This window comes from Actinomyces naeslundii, from assembly GCF_001956585.1.
Classification (GTDB): Bacteria; Actinomycetota; Actinomycetes; order Actinomycetales; family Actinomycetaceae; genus Actinomyces; species Actinomyces naeslundii.
This window is the reverse complement of sequence record NZ_MSRR01000023.1, coordinates 1-19,778: the sequence shown is the minus strand read 5'-3', so window position 1 is coordinate 19,778 and position 19,778 is coordinate 1. Positions and strand designations below refer to the sequence as shown.

At 63.1% G+C, this 19,778-nt stretch carries 16 protein-coding genes and 1 pseudogene; 9 read left to right on the top strand and 8 right to left on the bottom strand.

Going from position 1 to position 19,778, the window contains the following annotated elements:
• Window positions 1-4: 4 nt before the first annotated feature.
• Window positions 5-1,135 carry a DNA polymerase III subunit beta gene (dnaN, locus tag BKH33_RS10290; RefSeq protein ID WP_003783525.1) on the bottom strand — a complete coding sequence of 377 codons (1,131 nt, stop codon included), beginning with the start codon at window positions 1,133-1,135 and terminating at the stop codon, window positions 5-7.
• A gap of 656 nt (window positions 1,136-1,791) precedes the next feature.
• Window positions 1,792-3,468, bottom strand: a complete 1,677-nt coding sequence (gene dnaA, locus BKH33_RS10285; protein WP_043539469.1) for a chromosomal replication initiator protein DnaA — start codon at window positions 3,466-3,468, stop codon at window positions 1,792-1,794.
• Window positions 3,469-4,054: 586 nt separating this feature from the next.
• Between dnaA and rpmH the strand changes: the two genes are divergently transcribed.
• The 9 genes from rpmH to BKH33_RS13820 all read left to right on the top strand — a co-directional run bounded on the left by rpmH (window position 4,055) and on the right by BKH33_RS13820 (window position 12,602).
• Window positions 4,055-4,192 (top strand): 50S ribosomal protein L34, encoded by a 138-nt coding sequence (gene rpmH / locus BKH33_RS10280; protein ID WP_003783787.1) that lies wholly within the window; start codon window positions 4,055-4,057, stop codon window positions 4,190-4,192.
• Between the two features lie 22 nt (window positions 4,193-4,214).
• Window positions 4,215-4,562 carry a ribonuclease P protein component gene (gene rnpA, locus BKH33_RS10275; protein WP_076066645.1) on the top strand — a complete coding sequence of 116 codons (348 nt, stop codon included), beginning with the start codon at window positions 4,215-4,217 and terminating at the stop codon, window positions 4,560-4,562.
• A gap of 27 nt (window positions 4,563-4,589) precedes the next feature.
• Entirely contained in the window at window positions 4,590-4,874 is a 285-nt protein-coding gene (gene yidD / locus BKH33_RS10270) for a membrane protein insertion efficiency factor YidD (protein WP_043539445.1), read from the top strand.
• A 93-nt stretch (window positions 4,875-4,967) separates the two neighbouring features.
• Window positions 4,968-6,155, top strand: a complete 1,188-nt coding sequence (yidC, locus tag BKH33_RS10265; RefSeq protein ID WP_003783597.1) for a membrane protein insertase YidC — start codon at window positions 4,968-4,970, stop codon at window positions 6,153-6,155.
• Between the two features lie 50 nt (window positions 6,156-6,205).
• Window positions 6,206-6,823: a Jag family protein gene (locus BKH33_RS10260; RefSeq protein ID WP_050998525.1), complete on the top strand. Its 618-nt coding sequence runs from the start codon at window positions 6,206-6,208 to the stop codon at window positions 6,821-6,823.
• Between the two features lie 2 nt (window positions 6,824-6,825).
• The gene (gene rsmG / locus BKH33_RS10255) at window positions 6,826-7,470 is read left to right on the top strand and encodes a 16S rRNA (guanine(527)-N(7))-methyltransferase RsmG (RefSeq protein ID WP_003783764.1); all 645 of its coding nucleotides are present in this window, start codon (window positions 6,826-6,828) and stop codon (window positions 7,468-7,470) included.
• A 107-nt stretch (window positions 7,471-7,577) separates the two neighbouring features.
• A complete protein-coding gene (locus tag BKH33_RS10250; RefSeq protein WP_003783604.1) occupies window positions 7,578-8,480 on the top strand; it encodes a ParA family protein in 903 nt (300 codons plus the stop codon).
• The gene (locus tag BKH33_RS10245) at window positions 8,480-10,069 is read left to right on the top strand and encodes a ParB/RepB/Spo0J family partition protein (protein ID WP_003783741.1); all 1,590 of its coding nucleotides are present in this window, start codon (window positions 8,480-8,482) and stop codon (window positions 10,067-10,069) included. The genes BKH33_RS10250 and BKH33_RS10245 overlap by 1 nt, the downstream gene beginning before the upstream one ends.
• Before the next feature lie 2,203 nt (window positions 10,070-12,272).
• Entirely contained in the window at window positions 12,273-12,602 is a 330-nt protein-coding gene (locus BKH33_RS13820; protein WP_043539447.1) for a hypothetical protein, read from the top strand.
• 832 nt (window positions 12,603-13,434) lie between these two features.
• Here BKH33_RS13820 and BKH33_RS10235 read toward each other — a convergent pair.
• From BKH33_RS10235 to BKH33_RS10210, 6 genes and pseudogenes are all read right to left on the bottom strand, one after another.
• Complete coding sequence (locus BKH33_RS10235; protein WP_003783711.1) at window positions 13,435-14,382, bottom strand: D-alanine--D-alanine ligase family protein; 948 nt, start codon at window positions 14,380-14,382, stop codon at window positions 13,435-13,437.
• Between the two features lie 8 nt (window positions 14,383-14,390).
• Window positions 14,391-15,704, bottom strand: a complete 1,314-nt coding sequence (locus BKH33_RS10230) for an aminotransferase-like domain-containing protein (protein WP_003783529.1) — start codon at window positions 15,702-15,704, stop codon at window positions 14,391-14,393.
• Window positions 15,705-15,940: 236 nt separating this feature from the next.
• On the bottom strand, window positions 15,941-17,380 hold the full coding sequence (gene thrC / locus BKH33_RS10225; RefSeq protein WP_003783685.1) for a threonine synthase: 1,440 nt from the start codon (window positions 17,378-17,380) through the stop codon (window positions 15,941-15,943).
• Between the two features lie 213 nt (window positions 17,381-17,593).
• Window positions 17,594-17,920, bottom strand: coding sequence for a thioredoxin (gene trxA, locus BKH33_RS10220; RefSeq protein ID WP_003783735.1), 327 nt, complete (start codon window positions 17,918-17,920; stop codon window positions 17,594-17,596).
• Between the two features lie 100 nt (window positions 17,921-18,020).
• Window positions 18,021-18,947, bottom strand: a complete 927-nt coding sequence (trxB, locus tag BKH33_RS10215; RefSeq protein ID WP_003783649.1) for a thioredoxin-disulfide reductase — start codon at window positions 18,945-18,947, stop codon at window positions 18,021-18,023.
• An 86-nt stretch (window positions 18,948-19,033) separates the two neighbouring features.
• A pseudogene (locus BKH33_RS10210) lies at window positions 19,034-19,778 on the bottom strand (hypothetical protein); the annotation flags it as partial.

Genomic DNA, 19,778 nt, shown 5'->3' with positions numbered 1-19,778 from the left:
AGTCTCAGGCTCCGAAGCGGATCGGCATGAGCAGGTAGCGGAAGGTGGAGTCCTCTGCGCCTCCGATGGAGTCCATGCCCGTGAGTACCGCCGGCTTGGAGGCGTGAGTGAAGTCCAGTCGGACGTAGGGCTGATTGAGTGCGCCCAGGCCGTCAAGGAGGTATCCGGGGTTGAAAGCGGTGGAGATGTCGTCACCCTCGAGATGGGCGACGAGCTGCTCGGTGGCCTGGGCGTCGTCGCCCTGTCCGGCGTCGAGCTCCAGGTTGCCCTGGGTGAAGGACATGTGGATGGGGGTGGAACGGTCGGCGACGAGGCTGACGCGGCGCACGGCCGCCATGAGCTCGTCGGTACCCACGGTGGCGTGGATCGAGGTGGACTCCGGGAAGAGCCGGCGCACCGGCGGGTAGTCGCCGTCGGTGAGCAGAGAGGTGGTGCGCCTGCCGCCGGCCTCAAAGCCGATGAGGCTGGAAGCGGTCGACTCGCTGCTGAGCGCCACCGTCACATCACCCGAGGAGGTCAGGGACTTGGCGACGTCGGACAGGGTACGGGCCTTGAGCAGCGCGGTGGTGGACAGTTCGGTGTTGGCCGGCGACCAGGTCAGCTCCCGCATGGCCAGGCGGTAGCGGTCGGTGGCCATGAGTACCAGGGAGCTGCCCTTGACCTCCATCTGGACGCTGGTGAGCAGGGGCAGGGTGTCGTCGCGGGAGGCCGCGATGGAGACCTGGGCGACGGCGCGGGCCAGGTCGTGGGCATCGATCGTTCCGGCGACGGCAGGCATGACGGGCAGTGCCGGGTAGTCGTCGGCAGCCATCGCGGCCAGGGAGAAACGGGCCGAGCCGCAGGAGACGGCCACCTTGTTGCCGTCGACCTCCAGGTCGACGGGCTTGTTCGGCAGGGCCTTGGCGATATCGGCCAGAAGTCTTCCGGAGACGAGGACGACGCCATCCTCCTCGACATCGGCGGCCACCTCGCAGTGCGCTGAGACCTCGTAGTCGAAGGAGGCCAGGATCAGGCTGGAGCCCTTGGCCTCCAGCCTCACTCCGGCCAGTACCGGCACCGGTGGGCGGGCGGGCACGGACCGTGCAGTCCAGGTGACGGCTTCGGCGAGGATGTCTCGGTCAACCCTGAGCTTCACGGTAGGTGCCTCCGTCAATCGTGGTAGGTCGGTCAATGGGGCGTCGTGGCACCAATGAGCCGAGCAGCAAACATTCGTGCCGGCAGGTCACCGGCAGGTCGTCATACAGGAACCGCGTTGCTCGCAGCGCAGTCCTGGGTCGAGAGTGTAGACGGTAGACCGTGGCAATCGCTTCCGTCACCAGCGATCACCCATCCTCATCCCATGAGTCTCCCTGAATGACAATGCCGTCGGGGTCCGAACCGGTCCCGTTGGCCGATCGTGCTTCGCGATTCCTGTCATCTTGGTTTGTAGGTGTAGTAGCACGTGTGGATGCTGGGGATAACAGGGTCTTTCCTTGCTGTCACGCCAATGCTGCTGGGGAACGACACGTGGGTGGTTCTGGTGAGCCCTCGAGGGCATCAGTGGAGAGAGTGAATGACAAGAATGTCATTCCACAGTGAGGGTGCCTGACCTCCACAGCGACACGCTCGCTCCTCCACGTGCCGTCCTCAGCACCGTCCACAGCAGCGTTGGATGCGGTCGGGTACAGGTACTCGAAGGCGTGGCGGGTCTGGCGGGAGCGCCGCGAGGAACGAGCGGCGCGGATGGTAGCCGAGGGCGCGTGTACCCGACCGCTCGTGCGACGACGTCGTTGGGGACGGTGCGTCGTCAGGTCAGGCGGGTGACTGGGCGGCCTGCTTGATGCGGCTGGTCAGCTCGGTGACCTGATTGAAGGTGGAGCGCCGCTCGGCCATGAGGGTGCGGATCTTCTTGTCGGCGCTCATCACCGTGGTGTGGTCGCGCCCGCCGAACTCCCGGCCGATCTTGGGCAGGGACAGATCGGTGAGCTCACGGCACAGGTACATGGCGATGTGGCGGGCCGAGACCATGGTGCGTGAACGGTTGGCCGAGCACAGGTCGTCGATGGTGATGCCGAAGTAGTCGGCGGTCTGCCCCATGATGAGGGAGGTGGTGATCTCCTGGCCCTCGGGATCGGAGATGATGTCCTTGAGCACCATTTCCGCGAGGGTCTGGTCGACCGGCTGCTTGTTGAGTGAGGCGAAGGCCGTGACGCGGATGAGCGCGCCCTCGAGCTCGCGGATATTGGTGGTGATGCGCGAGGCGATGTACTCCAGGACGTCGAAGGGCAGGTCGAGGCCCTCGGCGGTGCCCTTGCGGGAGAGGATCGCGATGCGGGTCTCCAGGTCCGGGGGCTGGACATCGGCCAGCAGGCCCCACTCGAAGCGGGAGCGCAGGCGTTCGTCGAGTCCTCCCAGGGCCTTGGGCGGCTGGTCGGAGGTGAGAACGACCTGCTTGCCTGATGAGTGCAGGGAGTTGAAGGTGTGGAAGAACTCCTCGAGGGTTGACTCCTTGCCTTGAAGGAACTGGATGTCGTCAACCAGAAGAATATCGACTTCCCGATAGCGGCGCTTGAACCCCTCCATGCGCCCGTCATCCTGGTTTCCGTCGCGTACGCAGGCGATGAAGTCGGAGACGAAGACCTCGGAGTTGACGTACTTGACGCGGATTCCGGGGTTGAGTGTCTGGGAGTAGTGGCCGATGGCATGCAGCAGGTGGGTCTTGCCCAGTCCGGAGCCTCCGTAGATGAACAGAGGGTTGTAGGCCCTCGCCGGGGCCTCGGCGACCGCCAGGGCCGTGGCGTGGGCGAACCTGTTGGACGATCCGGTGACATAGGTGTCGAAGGTGTAGCGCGGATTGAGTTGAGAGACGTCATTGGCCGCCGTCGGAGTGAGCAGTCCGCTTGCGCTCTGCGGGCCGGCGGTTCCGGGGCTGTAGGCACCGGGGAATCCCGACATGGCCGGCAGTGAGCCCGATGTCGGTGAGGAGGCCGAGGCGGCGGAGGCTTGCGACCGGGGTGCCGGTGAAGGAGCGGAGGCCGAGTGGGCCGGCGGTTCCCCGATCGACTGACCGTAGGCGGGCACAGCGGAGCCATCAGTGGGGGCGGGACCGGCTGGTGCGAGTGGGGCCGAGACAGGGGATGACCCCGACAGTGAATGTGACGGTGAATGTGATGGTGAGACGGTGGCCAGATTAACGGGTTCTGGAGCCACGGGGGGCATGGGTGCTCGTGAGACCTCCGAGGAGGTGTCGACCGTGACCTCGATGGGCATGGGCCGTCCCCAGACCTGGGTGACGGCGGCACCGATAGGACCGCGTGCCTGCTCGACGATGTCCTTGGCGAAGGCCGATCCGACGACGAGAACGAGAGTGCCATCGACGTCGATGAGATGAGTCATGCGAATCATGGACATCTTGCCCTGGCCCAGCTCCCCGGAGCTGGAGAGCACCTCGAGAGCTGAGAGCCATTTGGTGTTGGCGGCGTCGGGCACGACGGACTCCTGATCGGCATGGATGATGAACCCGGTGAGGACAACCTGACCGGTGTCGGCCAGGACACTGCGTCGATGATGACAGGGATCTGTGGACCTGGCGAACCGGACGGTCTTGACCGGGCGTCCCATCATGCTGTTTCTCCACAGCCTTGTCCACATCTGGGGACAAGGAGAGCAATGACTCACAGGTCCTATTCAGGATAATCTCTGGAATTACTAGGATTGTCAGGTCCGGATCACGCGGCACGAGGTTGCCGAATGACAGATGTGTAGGCAATTGAGGGCCTGATGAGAAGATGCCCACAGGTCGGCGAGTTATCCACATATCCGCAAGGCTGTGGACAGCCTGCTTCCCACAACGGTGGACATGGGTGTGCCCGACTGTGGAAGACGTGTGGACGAGGTGTGGAGACGTCATCGGTCACAGTCGGCTGTATCCGTTTGACCGGCAAGAGGGCCAAACGTAGGCTGTTGCAGACGTTCGCGCGGAGTCAGGTCCCGAACCATGGGGCAGCCGCACGAGCGACAGTGCCGCGAACCTCGTGATGCACTGTTCCGATCACCTCAAGCAGGAGTTAAGCCCGTGAGCAAGCGGACCTATCAGCCGAACAACCGTCGTCGTGCCAAGGTGCACGGCTTCCGTAAGCGCATGTCCACCCGCGCAGGCCGCGCTGTCCTCGCTTCGCGACGCCGCAAGGGTCGCGCTCGTCTCTCCGCCTGAGGTGCTCGGCGCGGCGCATCGGTTGGCGCGGGGTGAGGACTTCACCTCCGCGATCCGTCGAGGTACGCGTTGCGGGAACCGCAGGCTGGTCGTTCACTACCACGCCGGCGGGAGAGGGGATGATTCCCCGGCTCTCGTCGGCGTCGTCGTGCCCAAGAAGCAGATCCCGCTGGCAACGCACCGCAACCGGGTCAAGCGTCGTGTAAGAGCTCTGATGGCGCAGCGGATCGGTGCGCTCGAGCCGGGTGCCCGTGTCGTCGTTCGCGGACTGGCGGGTGCCGACGGTGCCGACAGCAGCATTCTGGGGAAGGATCTGGATCGGCTCCTGACCCGGTGCCGCGAGCGTCAGGCACAGGGATCGCGACGGTGAACCGCGCGGAATGGTGATGAGTGAGTGATGAGTGGATGGTTGACGCGAGCCCTTCTGGCTCCTGTGCGTCTCTATCAGCGCTTCATCTCTCCGGCGCTGCCGGCGTCGTGCCGGTACTACCCCACCTGTTCCGCCTACGCCGTTACCGCGGTGGAGGTGCACGGTCCGGTCAAGGGCGCGCTGCTGGCCATCTGGCGTCTGCTGCGATGCAACCCATTGACCCTCGGTGGAGTCGACCATGTCCCGGACAAGGGACGCTGGCGCTACCACCACCCCCATGATGTTCCGAGGTTCAGGGTTGAGGAATCCTGACCGTTCTTCTCAGCCGGCCGGTGTCATTCCGACCGCGCGCTGAGCCCGCACTGACACCGGTTCCCCACGAGAGCCCTTATACAAGGAGTACGGATGGACACGTTGCTATGGCCCCTCAAGGTGGCTGTGGCCTGGGTCATGGTCACGATCCACAAGGCCCTGATCCTCGTCGGATTCCCCGACGGGCCGGGGATTGCCTGGGTACTGTCCATCATCGGTCTGACGATCGTGGTGCGGCTGCTCATCATGCCGCTCTTCGTCAAGCAGATCCGCGCGTCTCGTGGAATGCAGCTCCTCCAGCCGGAGATGCAGGCGCTCCAGGCCAAGTACAAGGGCAAGAAGGATCCCGAGTCGCGCCAGCGCATGAACGAAGAGATGATGGCGCTCTACCGCAAGCACGGGACCAACCCCATGGCCTCCTGCCTGCCGATCCTGGTGCAGATGCCGATCTTCTTCGCCCTGTTCCGGGTTCTGGCCTCGCTAGGCGCCGTCGCAGGCGGAAGCTACGGCCGCCCCTCGATCGGACCGCTCACCCAGGAGCTGGCCAAGCAGGTCCAGGCCTCCAGCGTCTTCGGCGCGAGCCTGTCTTCGTCCTTCATGAGCAGCACCGACACGCAGGTCAAGATCGTCACGGTGGCGATGATCGTCATCATGTCGGTGACGCAGTGGTACACCATGGCGCAGCTGTCGATGAAGAACATGTCGGCGGAGTCCCTCAACTCCGACAACCCCATGATCCGATCCCAGCGGATGATGATGTACGTGATGCCGGTGATCTTCGCCGTCTCCGGTGTCAACTTCCAGATCGGTGTGCTCGTCTACTGGGTCGTCTCCAACCTGTGGACCATGGGCCAGCAGTTCTTCACCATCCGCAACATGCCGGCGCCTGGAAGTGAGGCGGAGAAGAAGTACCGCGCCCGGATCAATGCCAAGCGCGCCCGCAAGGGCCTGCCCTCCTTGGAGGAGGAGGAGCGAGCCGAGGCGGTTGCCAAGGCTGAGGCCGAGGGGCGCACCGGTGGTCAGCGGGTGCAGCCGGTGCGTAAGAACCGGCAGAAGAAGTCCGGCGGACAGAACGAGTCCCGCAGTGGCGTCGGTGGTCCCTCCGACGCCGACCAGGATGCCGGCGAGGACGCGAGTGACTCCGACGGATCTGCATCCTCCAAGAGTGGTGGCCTCAGCGATGAGGAGATCGCTCGACGTCGTTACGAGCGCCGAGCCCGTCAGCGCCGTGAGGCGGCGGCCCGGCGCAAGGCTCAGGCCAAGAAGAAGCGCAACCGCTGAAACGTGTTCAGCGGTGAGACAACCCGGTTCCCATGACAGATACGGATGACATGATGAGTGAGCAGCACAGCAACGACTCCTCCCGCCAGCCCGCAGGTCAGCCTGTGAGCAACACCGTCTCGCGCCTCGAGGAGGAGGGCGAGATCGGTGCCGACTACCTCGAGGAGCTTCTCGACATCGCCGACCTGGGCGGCGACATTGACATCGACATTGACCACGGGCGCGCCTCGATTGCCGTGCTCGCCTCCGAGGAGGGTGACGAGCGCGAGCTCGACGACCTCGTCGGACGCAACGGGGAGGTCCTCGAGGCGGTTCAGGAGCTGACCCGTCTCGCGGTTCAGGCGCGCACAGGCAACCGTTCGCGGCTCATGCTGGACATCAACGGCTACCGCGCGGATCGTCGGACCGAGCTGACCAAGGTCGCCCAGGAGGCCGTCACCAAGGTGCTCACCACCGGCGAGTCCGTCAGCCTGGAGCCGATGAACCCCTTCGAGCGCAAGGTGTGCCACGACGTCGTCGCCTCGGCCGGTCTGATCTCGGAGTCAGAGGGTGCCGAGCCGCACCGCTACGTCGTGGTCCTGCCGGCCGATGAGGTGGAGGACGAGGAAGTCGACGACGTCGATGACACTGAAGAGATCGGTGCCGAGCCCGTCGGCGAGCAGGCTTGAGTATGAGTGAGGAGCAGCGGGCCCAGGTGGAGGAGCCGACGCCGGAGATGCGGGAGATCTTCGGGGTCTCCTTCTCCGCCGCGGAGCACTTCGCGCAGATGCTCGCTGAGGAGGGTGAGCTGCGCGGTCTGGTGGGGCCGCGTGAGCTTCCCCGTCTGTGGAGCCGGCACATTGTCAACTCGGCCGCCGTGGTCCCCTTCCTGCCGGCTCGGGGAAGTGTGGCCGATGTCGGCTCCGGGGCCGGTTTTCCCGGCATCGTCGTCGCCCTGCTGCGTCCTGATCTTGATGTCACGCTCATTGAGACAATGGAGCGCCGTACCCAGTGGCTCTCCGACGTCGTTGAGGAACTGGATCTGGACAACATCACCATCAGGAGGGCTCGGGCCGAGGAGATCAAGGACCGCTATGACGTGGTCACGGCTCGCGCGGTAGCGAACCTGTCCAAGCTCGTACGGCTGACCGCGCCGTTGCTCCGACCGGGGGGTGCTCTGCTCGCACTCAAGGGCATGCGGGCGCAGGACGAGGTCGATGACGCCAAGTACGTGATTAAAAAGGCAAAGTTATCAGTTGCTGTAGTTCACGAGGTTGTTACTCCCGGTGACGAAACGACGGCCGTCGTTGAGATTCGCCGCCCGAAGAACCGGTGAGATACGGCGCGCGTTCGGTGTAACGCGTGAGGATCGGCCTGCTCGCGTAGACTCGTAACTGCCCGACTGGCTCGGGCCGTTGGGTTGCCGTCCGAGGAGAAGCAGGTTTGTCCGGATCGTCTATCTTCGATCAGCTCCAGGCCGAGCACCTCGCTCTAGACGAGGTAGCGGGTGGAGAGTTTCCACGTCCCGAGCGAACTCGTGTCATCGCGGTCGCCAACCAGAAGGGCGGCGTCGGAAAGACATCGACCGCAGTCAATCTTGCCGCAGCACTGGCTGAGGGCGGGTTGCACGTGCTACTCATCGACGCCGACTCGCAGGGCAACGCCTCGACAGCGTTGGGAGTGGAGCACGACGAGGACAGTGCCTCCATCTACGACGTCCTTGTTGACGGTATGTCCATCAAGGATGTGGTCGCCAAAACTCGTTTCTGTGAGACCTTGTGGTGTGTGCCGGCGACGATCGATGTGGCCGCGGTCGAGATTGAGCTCATCTCAACGGCCGAGCGGGAATCGCGGCTGCGGCGTGCGTTGGTGGACTACCTGGTTTCACGTGAAACCGACGGGCAACCGGCCCTCGACTACGTCATCATCGACTGCCCACCGAGCCTTGGCATTATGACGATCAACGCCTTCGTTGCAGCCGACGAGGTCCTCATTCCGATGCAGGCGGAGTACTACGCTCTTGAGGGCTTGGCACTTCTGACACGCTCTATCGATCGAATCGCCCGCATTCACAATCCTGGGCTGGGCGTATCCATGATCGTGCTGACCATGTTCGACGGGCGCACCACCTTGGCGCGCGAGGTGGAGTCCGAAGTTCGTTCCTATTTCCCTGATGCAACGTTGGACACCAAGGTCCCACGTTCAATCCGTGTTGCTGAAGCCCCCTCCTTCGGCGCTCCTGTGGTGTTCTGGGACCCCCGGTCCACCGGCGCAATTGCGTATAAGAAACTGGCTCGTGAGGTCGCTCTGCGGGGCGCTCCCCGAAATGAAGGCGAGGAAGCCTAATGGCTCAGAAACGGCGCGGACTCGGTCGGGGTCTGCAGGCGCTGATTCCCGAGGCGCAGAAGGAGAAGGTATCTGCATCTCGTCCCTCCGATGTTTTCTTTCCTGAGTCGAGGAAGGACGATGCACATGAGGAAAATACCCCTTCCCACGCCGAGACCGAGCATGCTGACCCGGAGCCCGAGCCGACAACGGAATCGCGGAGTACCCGAGATCTGACCGCCACCCTCTTGGCCCCCTCTCAGCGGAAGCGGGGATCAAAGAGCCGTTCAACGCGTTCGACGACATCCCGCAGAACGGCGGAGAAGGACGCTCAGGAAACGCCGGTTTCACGTGAAACCACGCCGGCTTCGGCTACGACGACGCAGATGACCGAGAAGAAGACTGGCAAGAAGGCCGTCAAAAGGACTGAGAAGGCTTCGACGACCGCCTCGACCAAGCGAGCTCACGCGGCCGGTCAGACAACTCGGAAGCGTGCACAGAAGAAGACCGAGGAAGCGACATCCAGTGCGGTTGAGGCTTCGACGCAGGACGATGAGACCGCGCTCAATCATGCTGCTGTAGAGCCGGCTCCGGAGACGGTCTCAGTTTCAGAGAAGTCAGTTGTTTCACGTGAAACGGAGGACGAGCAGATATCAGAGGTTGTTGATCAGCCGGCTTCCTCTGAGACCGACCACGAAGTATCGGCCGGGCTTGAGACTGATGGTGAGTCCGATACTGGCAATGACCCAGCGGGCGCTGATGCTTCTGATCTAGTTCCTGTTCCTGGAGCTCGTTTTGCTGAGATTCCGGTGAACTTGATCCATCCCAATCCTCGCCAACCTCGCCAGGTCTTCGACGAAGAGGACATCTCGGAGTTGGCTGCTTCGATCGCGGAAGTGGGACTGCTGCAGCCCATCGTGGTGCGGCAGGTGCCGACCTTGCAGGGAGAGGAGCCGCGTTATGAGCTCATCATGGGTGAGCGTCGTCTGCGTGCTTCCAAGGAAGCCGGCCTGGAGACGATTCCGGCTGTCGTTCGGGATACCGACGACGTCGACCTGTTGCGTGACGCCCTGCTGGAGAACCTGCACCGAGTACAGCTGAATCCACTCGAAGAGGCTGCGGCGTACCAGCAGTTGCTGGAGGACTTCCAGTGCACGCACGCGGAGCTGTCCGAACGGATCGCTCGGTCACGCTCGCAGATCTCGAATACGCTGCGTCTCATGAAGCTTCCTCCGCTGGTGCAGCGGAGACTGGCCGCTAATGTCATTTCGGCGGGTCACGCCCGCGCACTGCTAGGCCTCCCGAATGCTGCTGAGATGGAACGGCTCGCCCAGCGGGTTGTGGCCGAGGGGCTGTCAGTTCGGGCAACGGAAGAGCTCGTTGCTCTTCACGAGGAAGCGGACTCGGGATCGGATCAGCCGAAGGTGCTGCGGGCCCGCAGTACGCCTCTCCCGGCGCTTTCGACGCGTCTTTCCGACGCCTTCGATACGCGCGTCAAGGTGACACGTGGAGCGAAGAAGGGGCGTATCACTATCGAGTTCGCAGGGGACGAGGATCTCGCGCGTATCGTCGGCGCGTTGGCACCAGGTACGTCCCTCGATGAGGAGTAGACCTCGTCGGAGGTGAGTACGGCGGTGGGGCCGAGGCTGAATATGCCTCGGCCCCACTTCTATATCCACTAAGACATACGATGCCGATCTGCCGTCCAATCTGGTGTGGAAAGGATGAGCCTTAGTTTCACGTGAAACATGGGAGGGGGCTTTGCGGAACCAGCACACCTGTGAAGGACGGCGGCAGGCGACACATGGCCGGTGCTCTGGACGTGAACAAGTAGGTTCGTAGGCCGCGCGTCGCAGAACCCCTCCCCTGGGGGAGTGCCGACGGATAATGGCTGTGGCATCCGTCCTGTTCCGTATGGTGTACGGTGCGGCGGAAAGAAGATGGCACGGTTTCACATGAAACCGCTCCGCCATGCGAAGCGTGGGCTCCTGCCGTTCCGGAGAAGACTCCTTGGGAAGTGGATGTGCGAGGCGCAGGAGCTTCGGCTGTAAGGAACCCGCAAGAATCCTTCCCACGTTGAAACCTGAGTAGACCTTACGGAGGAGAGAAGGCGCTCGCTGCATTCGGTGAGTTCGCTGCCTGTGCGTCCTGTAGGAACGGTGAATGAAACGATGATGGGGAGCGTCGACTTGGTTGACTCGGTGAGTGACGAGTGGAGGGGGTGCGCTATCGCGGAAGCGTTGAGATCCTCGTAGTATATGCGCGTGCCCAGGGCCTACTTATATCGAGCGATGCATTCACCTTGGGACGGTTTCACGTGAAACAGTGTGAGGCATGGCCTTTCGGGTAACGGTCTTGGAACGTAGCCCGCTCAGTTCGTCGAGATGCAGCATTACTTGTTGCTCCGCCGGCCACGGGAGGGCCATCGGTGACCCGGTTTCACGTGAAACCGAGAAAGAAAAGTGGCGATCGAATCGTATCTGCACCTCTGACTGGAGGAGTCCGTGCACATATGCGGAGTAGTGCGGTCGAATGCCGGGAACGACGCAGCGACGAGCGTTTGCTGGAAGGTCCTCTCCCGAGGGGCGGGCTGACATGACTGTATGACAGAGCCAGCCAAGCCTCCTACGCAAGCCTGTCTCGCTGGGATCGTATGCTGTCTGCTGGCATCCGGTATGGTGCTGCGTTCGTAGCGCTATAGCAACATCCCTTGAACTGAATGTGGAGAGTGGATCGGTTTCACGTGAAACAGTGGCTGAGTCGTGAGGCAGCACTCCAAGGTCGTGGCCTCTACTCCTTTCATCGTCAGTGGGGCGCCGAATGCGTTCATACTGCGAGGAACGAGGATGCCGCGTTCGTCGAAGCGGATAGTTCTCAGAAGAAGGCCGCCTGTCGGGCGTCGACGTATCGAAGTCATAGTTTCAGCCCAAACCGTCGTCTGTGGTTGACATATGGGTCTCCACGATGATGGCTGGCTACATGAGGACACCCCACGCACGTTGAGGCTTTGCCAAACCTCGTCTGTCGTTTGATGGCGTGAGCGGTTCAATTGCGGTTTCACGTGAAACGTGTACCTGACGATGGCGGAACGTGAACCTGGGATTAGCTTGTCTTGCGCTTTGTTCATTGAATGCCGGTTTCACGTGAAACGAGAACAGGCTCGTTGTATATGGTCCCGGTGGTTGGTGCTGCTCTTGCATGCGCTGACCCGACCTGGGCATACGGCAGGGGCCGATGCAGCGGTTGCGCGCTTGACGTGCCTCCTCTCCTCGAGAGTAGGGAGAGAAGCTGAGACGGGATCGAGGAATCTCTTGTTCTTCGGGCTTCAGTCTCGCGGGTGCACCACCGCAGTATCGGTGCTCGAAGCGTGCTCAGGACCGGTTCCGTGGCAACGAAGTGAGTCCGATCGAATGAGATGAGAGCTTCGGTTTCACGTGAAACGCTTCGCCAACCGAGTGCGTCCGCGAGCACGAGAAGACGAAATGGGGAAGGAGTGCGTGAACTCCGCGTATGTCGACTGCATCGTTCGACAAGGCCTCCTCGGAACAAGGATTCAAACCGCGAAGAAACTGTGGACACTTATACTTGCTCTTCGGGCTACCCGAAGGAATCGAACGACATGGTGTTGCCTTAGACTCGTCCGTACGTTGGCCTGCGCAAGGTATTTGGGAGGTTTCACGTGAAACCTAATCGGGTGTCTCGCGAACGGGATACTGTCAGTCGTGGTTGAGGAACCTACTACCCCGTGTCGAGGCGGTGCAAACCACTGTCGGGACTGATCCGGTATTTGAGGCTCCTGCGTTTCTAAGAGCTATGGAGCCTGAGACTGAAATAGCCTTGGTAGCGTCGGAGACAACGGGTGTCGTTGGTGGTGAGGAGCCAGCGCAGCAGTTCGCTGTTGGATCTGTCATCTGGCTCGGGCACGGGACTGACATTGCTCTGCCGATCGAAGCGGGGAACAGCACTGTTTCACGTGAAACTGTGGTGGGGCTGCGCGGCGGAAACGACTACTGCGACTCCGACTGTCGGCTCGGTATCGAACTGAGCATGGGGACGATGATCCTGAAACAGGCCTCGTCCAGGTGCGATTCCATGACGGTTGATCGTTCAGTGACGAAGAGACACATAGAGGACGTCCCCTAGTGTGAGTACAGTTGGGTGGGTGACGAGTTGGATATCAGCGTAGTTTGTGATGCACTGGCGATACAACCTGGCTTCGCATCGTTCGTGGAACGCCCTGTTTCCCCCCGATGGGCAAGCCCGCATTCGCGCGGTTTCACATGAAACCAGATCTGCAGTCCCGTCGATAGTTCGCACCGGTATCGTTGCGTGAATGAGTCTTTTACTCCGTGGTGGAGCTATCCGTTTCTTGGCAACCATGCCTCGTCCGTTGATCGCCCGAGAACTGGTTTCGTCCCCGCGGAGCGGGGCCCAGGCACGATGGCTGGATTCTGTAGGAGGATTATGAGGGCCTTCGTTGGTGCGCTGGAGCGGATACAAGTGGAGGCAGGTACGTCCTCTTCGCCTCACGTACCGCATAGGTTCCGTTCATACTCCGCTACCTGAATTTGATGAGTGACTCGGTTTCACGTGAAACAAGGGAATGGGTCCGAGATCAGCAGTGAAGGCTTCTCCGAGGTGAACCAGTGCCCGGTGGTGTTCATCCTGCAGGCGACTTACTGTCCGCTCCCCTGGGGAGGGGGATGATCACGGACGCTTCCAGCGGAGCCGCGTGTGATTCGTTGTCTTGACGCTGTTTCACGTGAAACACAGAGAGGCAGGACCGTTTCAGTTATCTTCGATGAGCGACGTTAGTTCCGTCCTCGAGTTGGTGACCGATTCACAACGATGCGCCGCACGAACCGTTCGGGGCGCGCTCCTCGATCGTTGCGTCGTACCTGGCGGTGCACTTCCTACATACGACGGTGGCTCCACTCTGATTGAGTGGAGCCACCGTTTCACGTGAAACCAGAAACTACGGGTGCACAAGTGGATTTCGCACGAGAGCGTCGTACAGCTCCTCCAAAGAGCCCTCTGCCTTGGCCGCAATTGGTAGTAGCGACGTCTCAGTCATTCCTGGAATGACGTTCACGTCGATGAACCAGGGCGTCCCCTCCTCGTCGAGGATGAGGTCGGTTCGAGAGAGATTCCCGAGCCCGAGCGTCGTGTGGACGGTGATGGCGGTGGTCTTGACCATGTCGATGACCGAGTCATCCAAGCGCGCGGGTACGAAGTACTCTGAGCGGCCTGGGTTGTACCGGGCATCAAAGTCGTACTGTCCTTCGGTCACCACCTCGACGGGAGGGAGTGCACGTGGCCCCTCTCCTGTATCGACGACGGACACAGCAAGCTCTGTTCCGGGAACGTAACGTTCGATGAGAGCCCGCTCGTCGTAGGCAAAACAGGCCACCATCGCCGACCGTAAGTCGTCCGCCGTTGAAGCGTAGGACACGCCGAGTCCGGAGCCGCCCTGATGAGGCTTCACCACAACGGGAAGACCCAGATGACCGGCGACGACGGTCAGGACGTCCTGCGCCCCGAGTTGACTGAAGTAGGAATGTGGAAGCGTCAACGAATCAGGAGTAATCACTCCTCCGGTGCGAACGCTCGCCTTAGCGGTGGGTTTGAAGGAGGCTCGCTGACAGCCGTCGGAATGGGTCCCCACATATGGCAGGTCCAGCGCAATGAGCATGTTCTGCAACCCTCCGTCCTCTCCTGGGCCACCGTGGACCAGCGGCCATACGACGTCGGGGCCGAAGGTCTTGAGCGATCCGATGGTGCGTGCGTCGATGTCCAGGACCAGGACGGTGTGCCCGAGGTGCTTAAGGACCTGGGCGACGCGATGCCCGGAACGCAGCGAGATGTCGCGCTCGTGGCTCAGACCGCCGGCGAGGACAGCGATACGGAGTGGAGACTGGTTCATCGTCAACCTCAGATCTGGTCGGGTGCGGGCGCGTGGACGCCTTCGGACGGATGGGGACTATGGGTGGGACCGAATAGATCCAGCAGTTCGAGATCGCGGGTGACAACGCCGGAGAGTCGTCGCACGCCTTCGCGGATCTCAGGAGGTTCGGGGTAGCAGAAGGACAGCCGCAGATGGTCCTGTCCGGCCCTTCCACCGGCGTAGAAGGCAGTCCCGGATACGTAGGCGACCAGGTTGGTGACTGCGCGCGGAAGCATGTCCTTCGCATCGAGTCCCTCGGGCAGCTGCACCCACACGTAGAATCCGCCCTCGGGGATGTTCCAGTGGCACATCGGCAGGAACTCCTCCAGCGCTGCCACCATGGTGTCGCGCCGTCCCCGGTACATGGCTTGGAAGTCCACGATCTGCTGTTTCCAGTCGAACTGGTCCAGGTACATGGAGATCGAGAACTGGCCGACCGACGACGGGCACAGGATGGCCGCCTCGGAGGCCAGCTTCATCTTCTCCCGAACGGCTGGTGGGGCCACTGCCCAGCCCACGCGGTACCCGGGCGCGAAGATCTTGGAGAAGGAGCCGAGGTAGACGACGTCGTCGGGTGCGAGAGTCTTGAGGGCCGTGTAGGTCTGTCCCTCGAAGCCCAGCAGCCCGTAGGGGTTGTCCTCCACGATAAGGATGTGGTGGCGCCGGCAGATCTCGATGACCTGTGGACGGCGCTCCTCCGTGAGCGTCACCCCGGCAGGGTTGTGGAAGTTGGGCAGGCAGTAGAAGAACTTGATGCGGCGCCCCTCGCGCTCGAGGCGGACGATCATCTCCTCCAGGGCCTCAGGGACAACGCCATCGGCGTCAATCGGCACCTGCTGCACATCGGCCTGATACGTCGCGAAGATCGACAGGGATCCGACGTACGTGGGCGCCTCGGTCAGGACGACGTCGCCGGGATCGACGAAGAGCTCGGTGACGATGTCGACGGCCTGCTGGGAGCCAGTCGTGATGATGACGTCCTCCGGATCGGCCTGGATGCCCTCGAGGGCCATGACCTCGGTGATCTGCTCCCGCAGTCGCGGTAGCCCCTGGCCGTTTCCATACTGCAGCGCTTTGCCGCCGTCCTTGCGGATCATCTGCGCCGTGGCCTCCGCCAGCCGCTCCAGTGGGAGGTCCTTGAGATTGGGCATTCCGCCTGCCAGCGAGACCACTTCCGGTCGTGAGGCGACGGCGAACAGTGAGCGAGTCTCTGAGGCGCGCAGACCGTGAGCTCGTGCAGCGTAGCTGTCCAGCCACGGATCGAGTCGGTTGCCCTTCACCTGGTTACTGCTCTGACTCACCTTCGGTCCTTCCTTGGTCGCCGCTGCTGCGTCCGTGGATCCAAGTCTGCCATGCCGCACCGGCGGGAAGGACATGGTGAGGTCAGGAGTAATCCGCGGTGTTTCACGTGAAACACGAAAGTGCTTTCGGAGCGCAACGAGACGGGTCGGTACCAGCAGATGCAGACGCGCCGCGCATCATGGGCACGATGCGCGGCGCGGCGAGAGACGCTCATCCGACTCCGGATGGGCGTCGATCAGGAGGTCAGGGCTTGTTCCTCGATGAGGTGGCGCAAAGGGGCCTCCTCATTGTCGATCGTCTCCACCTTCTGGGGTTGGGCGAGCAGATCGGCGATGACAGCGGGTGTCTCCGGCTCCGTCCCGAGCGCCTCGGCCACGGTCTGCGGGAACTTCGCGGCCTTGGCCGTCTCCATGACGAGAGTCGGGAACCCTGGCTCCATGGTGCGTAGAGCCACCGTGACGCCGTCGGCGGTATGAGGGTCGATGAGCCGGCCAGAGCGCTCCTTGACGGAGCGAATGGTCTTCAGGCGGTCGTCGTGCGACGACGTCCCGGCCACGAAGCCGAAGTCCTCTCCCAGGCGCGGGAGCTGATCGCGCAGATCGAGAGTGCCGGTGGACTCCAGCTCCGCCCAGCGCTGCACGAAGGCCTCCGGCCCCAGCAGGGCCCAGATGAAGCGCTCCAGGTTCGAGGCCTTCGAGATGTCCATCGACGGGCTGGAGGTAGCCAAGGTGTCAGCTGCCGAGCGAGGTCGGTAGATGCCCGTGGTGAAGAACTCCTCGAGGACGTTGTTCTCGTTGGTGGCCAGGATGAGACGGCGGATCGGCACTCCCATGGACCGGGCCAGGAACCCGGCGTAGATGTTGCCGAAGTTGCCCGAGGGGACGCACACGTCGAGGCGGTAGCCGGCTCGTGCCCCCTCCTCCACCGCGTCGGTGACCCGCAGCCAGGACCACACGTAGTAGACGGCCTGCGCGGCGATCCGGCCGATGTTGATGGAGTTGACGGCACCCAGGTGGTGGGCCGCCTTGAAGTCCGCGTCGTTGCTCAGGGCCTTGACCAGTGCCTGGCAGTCGTCGAAGACACCGCGCACCGCGATGTTGTGGATGTTGGCGTCCTGGAGGGTGTACATCTGCGCCCGCTGCACCGGGCTCATGCGACCGGCCGGCGAGAGCATGAAGACGCTGACGCCTTCCTGCCCCCGGAAGGCGTGCTCGGCCGCCGAACCAGTGTCGCCCGAGGTGGCACCCAGGATGTTGAGGACCTTGCCCTGCTTGGCCAGCACGTAGGGAATCGCCTGCCCCAGGAACTGCATGGCCAGGTCCTTGAAAGCCATGGTCGGCCCCTCGGACAGGCCCACGAGGACCAGGCCGTCGGCGACGTCGTCAAGCCCGGTCACCGGAACGACCGGCTGCGGGAAGCGGGACTCGCCGTAGGCCGCCCGGGTCAGAGCCGCCAGGTCCTCACGGGGAATGTCAGTGGCGAACAGGCCGATGACCTCGGTGGCCAGTTCCGCGTAGTTGAGGGATCTCCAGGTCTCGAGCTGCTCCGGGGTGAGAGCGGGCAGCCGCTCCGGTACCGCCAAGCCGCCGTCGGGTGCCAGACCCGCCAGGAGAACGTCCATGAACCCGGCGGGTGCCATCTGTCCGCGGGTGGAGATGTACTGAGTGTGCTGCATGTGCCGCCTTCTTGCCGTGTCGCATGCCATGATGCCACTGCGATTCCTGAGCGATTCTACGGGGCCGTGGCCCGTGGTGACAGACGAGCCCAACCGGGTGCGGCAAGTCGTCAGACAACTCGTGGACGACGCCGGCCCCATCCACCACTCTGTGAGAGACGGTGAATGGGACCGGCGTCGTAGCAGCTGGTATCAGTTGGCGGAAGTCCGGGCTCAGGCCAGGACCTTCTCCACCTCTGCCTTGAAGGACGCCTTCGGACGGGAGCCGCTGAACTGGTGGAAGACCTCGCCGTCGCGCACGACCGCGAAGGTCGGGATGGAGCGCACGCCGTAGGAACGGGCCGTGGCCGGGTTGGCGTCCACATCCACCTTGACGAACTTGACCTTGTCACCGAAGTCGGCGGCGACCTCGTCCACGATCGGTGCCATCTGGCGGCAGGGGCCGCACCACTCGGCCCAGAAGTCGATGACGACGGGAACCTCGGACTTGAGGACCTCCGCCTCGAAGGTGGCGTCGGTGACGGCGAGTGCCTCGGACATGGTTTTCTCCTCGAACGTTGTGGGTAGGTGAGTCGGGATAGCGCAGCGCAGGTCCTCCGACGACGTCGGAGCCCGCCTTTCGCTGAGCTGAGAGGCCGGGTCAGGCCTGCAGCGTGGTCAGGTAGTGCTCGGCGTCCAGAGCGGCGCGGCAACCCGAACCGGCTGCCGTAATGGCCTGCTGGTAGGTGGGATCGGCGACGTCACCGCAGGCGAAGACCCCGGGGATGCGGGTGCGCTGCGAGGGGACCTCGACCTTGATGTAGCCGGCCTCGTCGAGCTCAAGGACATCGGCGACGAGCTCGCTGCGCGGCACCTGGCCGATGGCGACGAACAGACCCGTGGCCTCGATCTGGCGGCGCTCCCCAGTGATGGTGTCCTCCAGGGTGACGCCGGTCAGGGAGTCCTCGCCGTGAAGCTCAACGACGCGCGAGTTCCAGGCGAAGGAGATCTTCGGGTCCTGCTGGGCGCGCTTGGCCATGACAGCCGAGGCGCGCAGCTCGTCGCGGCGGTGCACTACCGTGACGGAGCGGGCGAAACGGGTCAGGAAGGTGGCCTCCTCCATGGCTGAGTCCCCACCGCCGACGACGATGATGTCCTGGTCCTTGAAGAAGAACCCGTCGCAGGTGGCGCAGTAGGACACGCCGTGCCCGGAGAGGCGCTCCTCCCCATCGATGCCCAGATGCCGGTACTCCGAGCCGGTGGAGATGATGACCGTACGGGCCTCGTAGACGTCGTCGGAGGTGGTGATGCGCTTGACGTCGCCCTCCAGCTCAAGGGCAGTGACGTCCTCGTAGCGGATCTCCGCGCCGAAGCGCTCAGCCTGCTCCTGCATCTGGTTCATGAGCTCGGGGCCCATGATCCCCTCGATGAAACCGGGGTAGTTCTCCACCTCGGTCGTGTTCATCAGGGCGCCGCCCGCGGTCACCGAGCCGGCCAGGATGACCGGGTTGAGCTGGGCGCGGGCCGCGTAGATGGCGGCCGTGTAGCCGGCGGGGCCGGAGCCGACGATGACGACGTCGTGAATCATGACTCTCCTGACGAATGAGCGATGGACGCGGTGCGCGACCACCCAGTGCAACTAGTGATCAATGAACTATGTTCCCTTGCCACAGCTTATTTGACTGTGACCTCTGTCATGGTGGCCTTGTAGGGGTACTCGCCGGGTTCACTGTTCTTGGGAAGCTGCATCACCCTGATGACGATGGTGTCGACCTCTTGGGGATTGTCGACCTTGAGGGTGGTGCTCCCCGCGGCGAAGGGGCCTTGGGCGAGAACCGTGCCGCCTGCCGCGTTGTTGATGTCCGTGGCACGGACCTCAACCTGCCCGCCCTCGTTGGTGCCCTGCATGTCGATCTCCGAGACCTTGGCACGGCTCTTGAGCTTGATCTCGATGTCGATCGGTTGGCTCAGCTCCGGACTGCCGGTGTTGTGAGAGAACCAGGGGCGGCTGGTGTCGCCGTCACTGAGGTACTTCTGGTTGTTGTCCGCCTGAGTGCTCAGGTTGTTGGCAACGCTCACGCCGGCGATCTCGGGCTTGGCCGCAGGCGCCTCAGTGGCGGGAGCCTGCTGCTGTCCACCCCCGCCACCGGCGTTGTGCGCGGTGGCTGAGGGAACCGTGTCCGCGGCCGCTTGATCCTTGTCCGCGAAGGGGATACCGATCGTCTGGTACACGATGTAGCTCGCCGCCGCCAGGGAGACGATGACGATGAGGACGAGCGTCACCAGGATGGAGCTGGTGGTGCGCTTCTCCTGACGAGCGACCGCGGGATCGATCTCCTCCTCCTCGTCATCGTCCTCGAAGGCCGGGAAGCTGCCGGTGAAGGGCTCGGCCGGAACCGGCGCGGGCCCGGGGACGGTC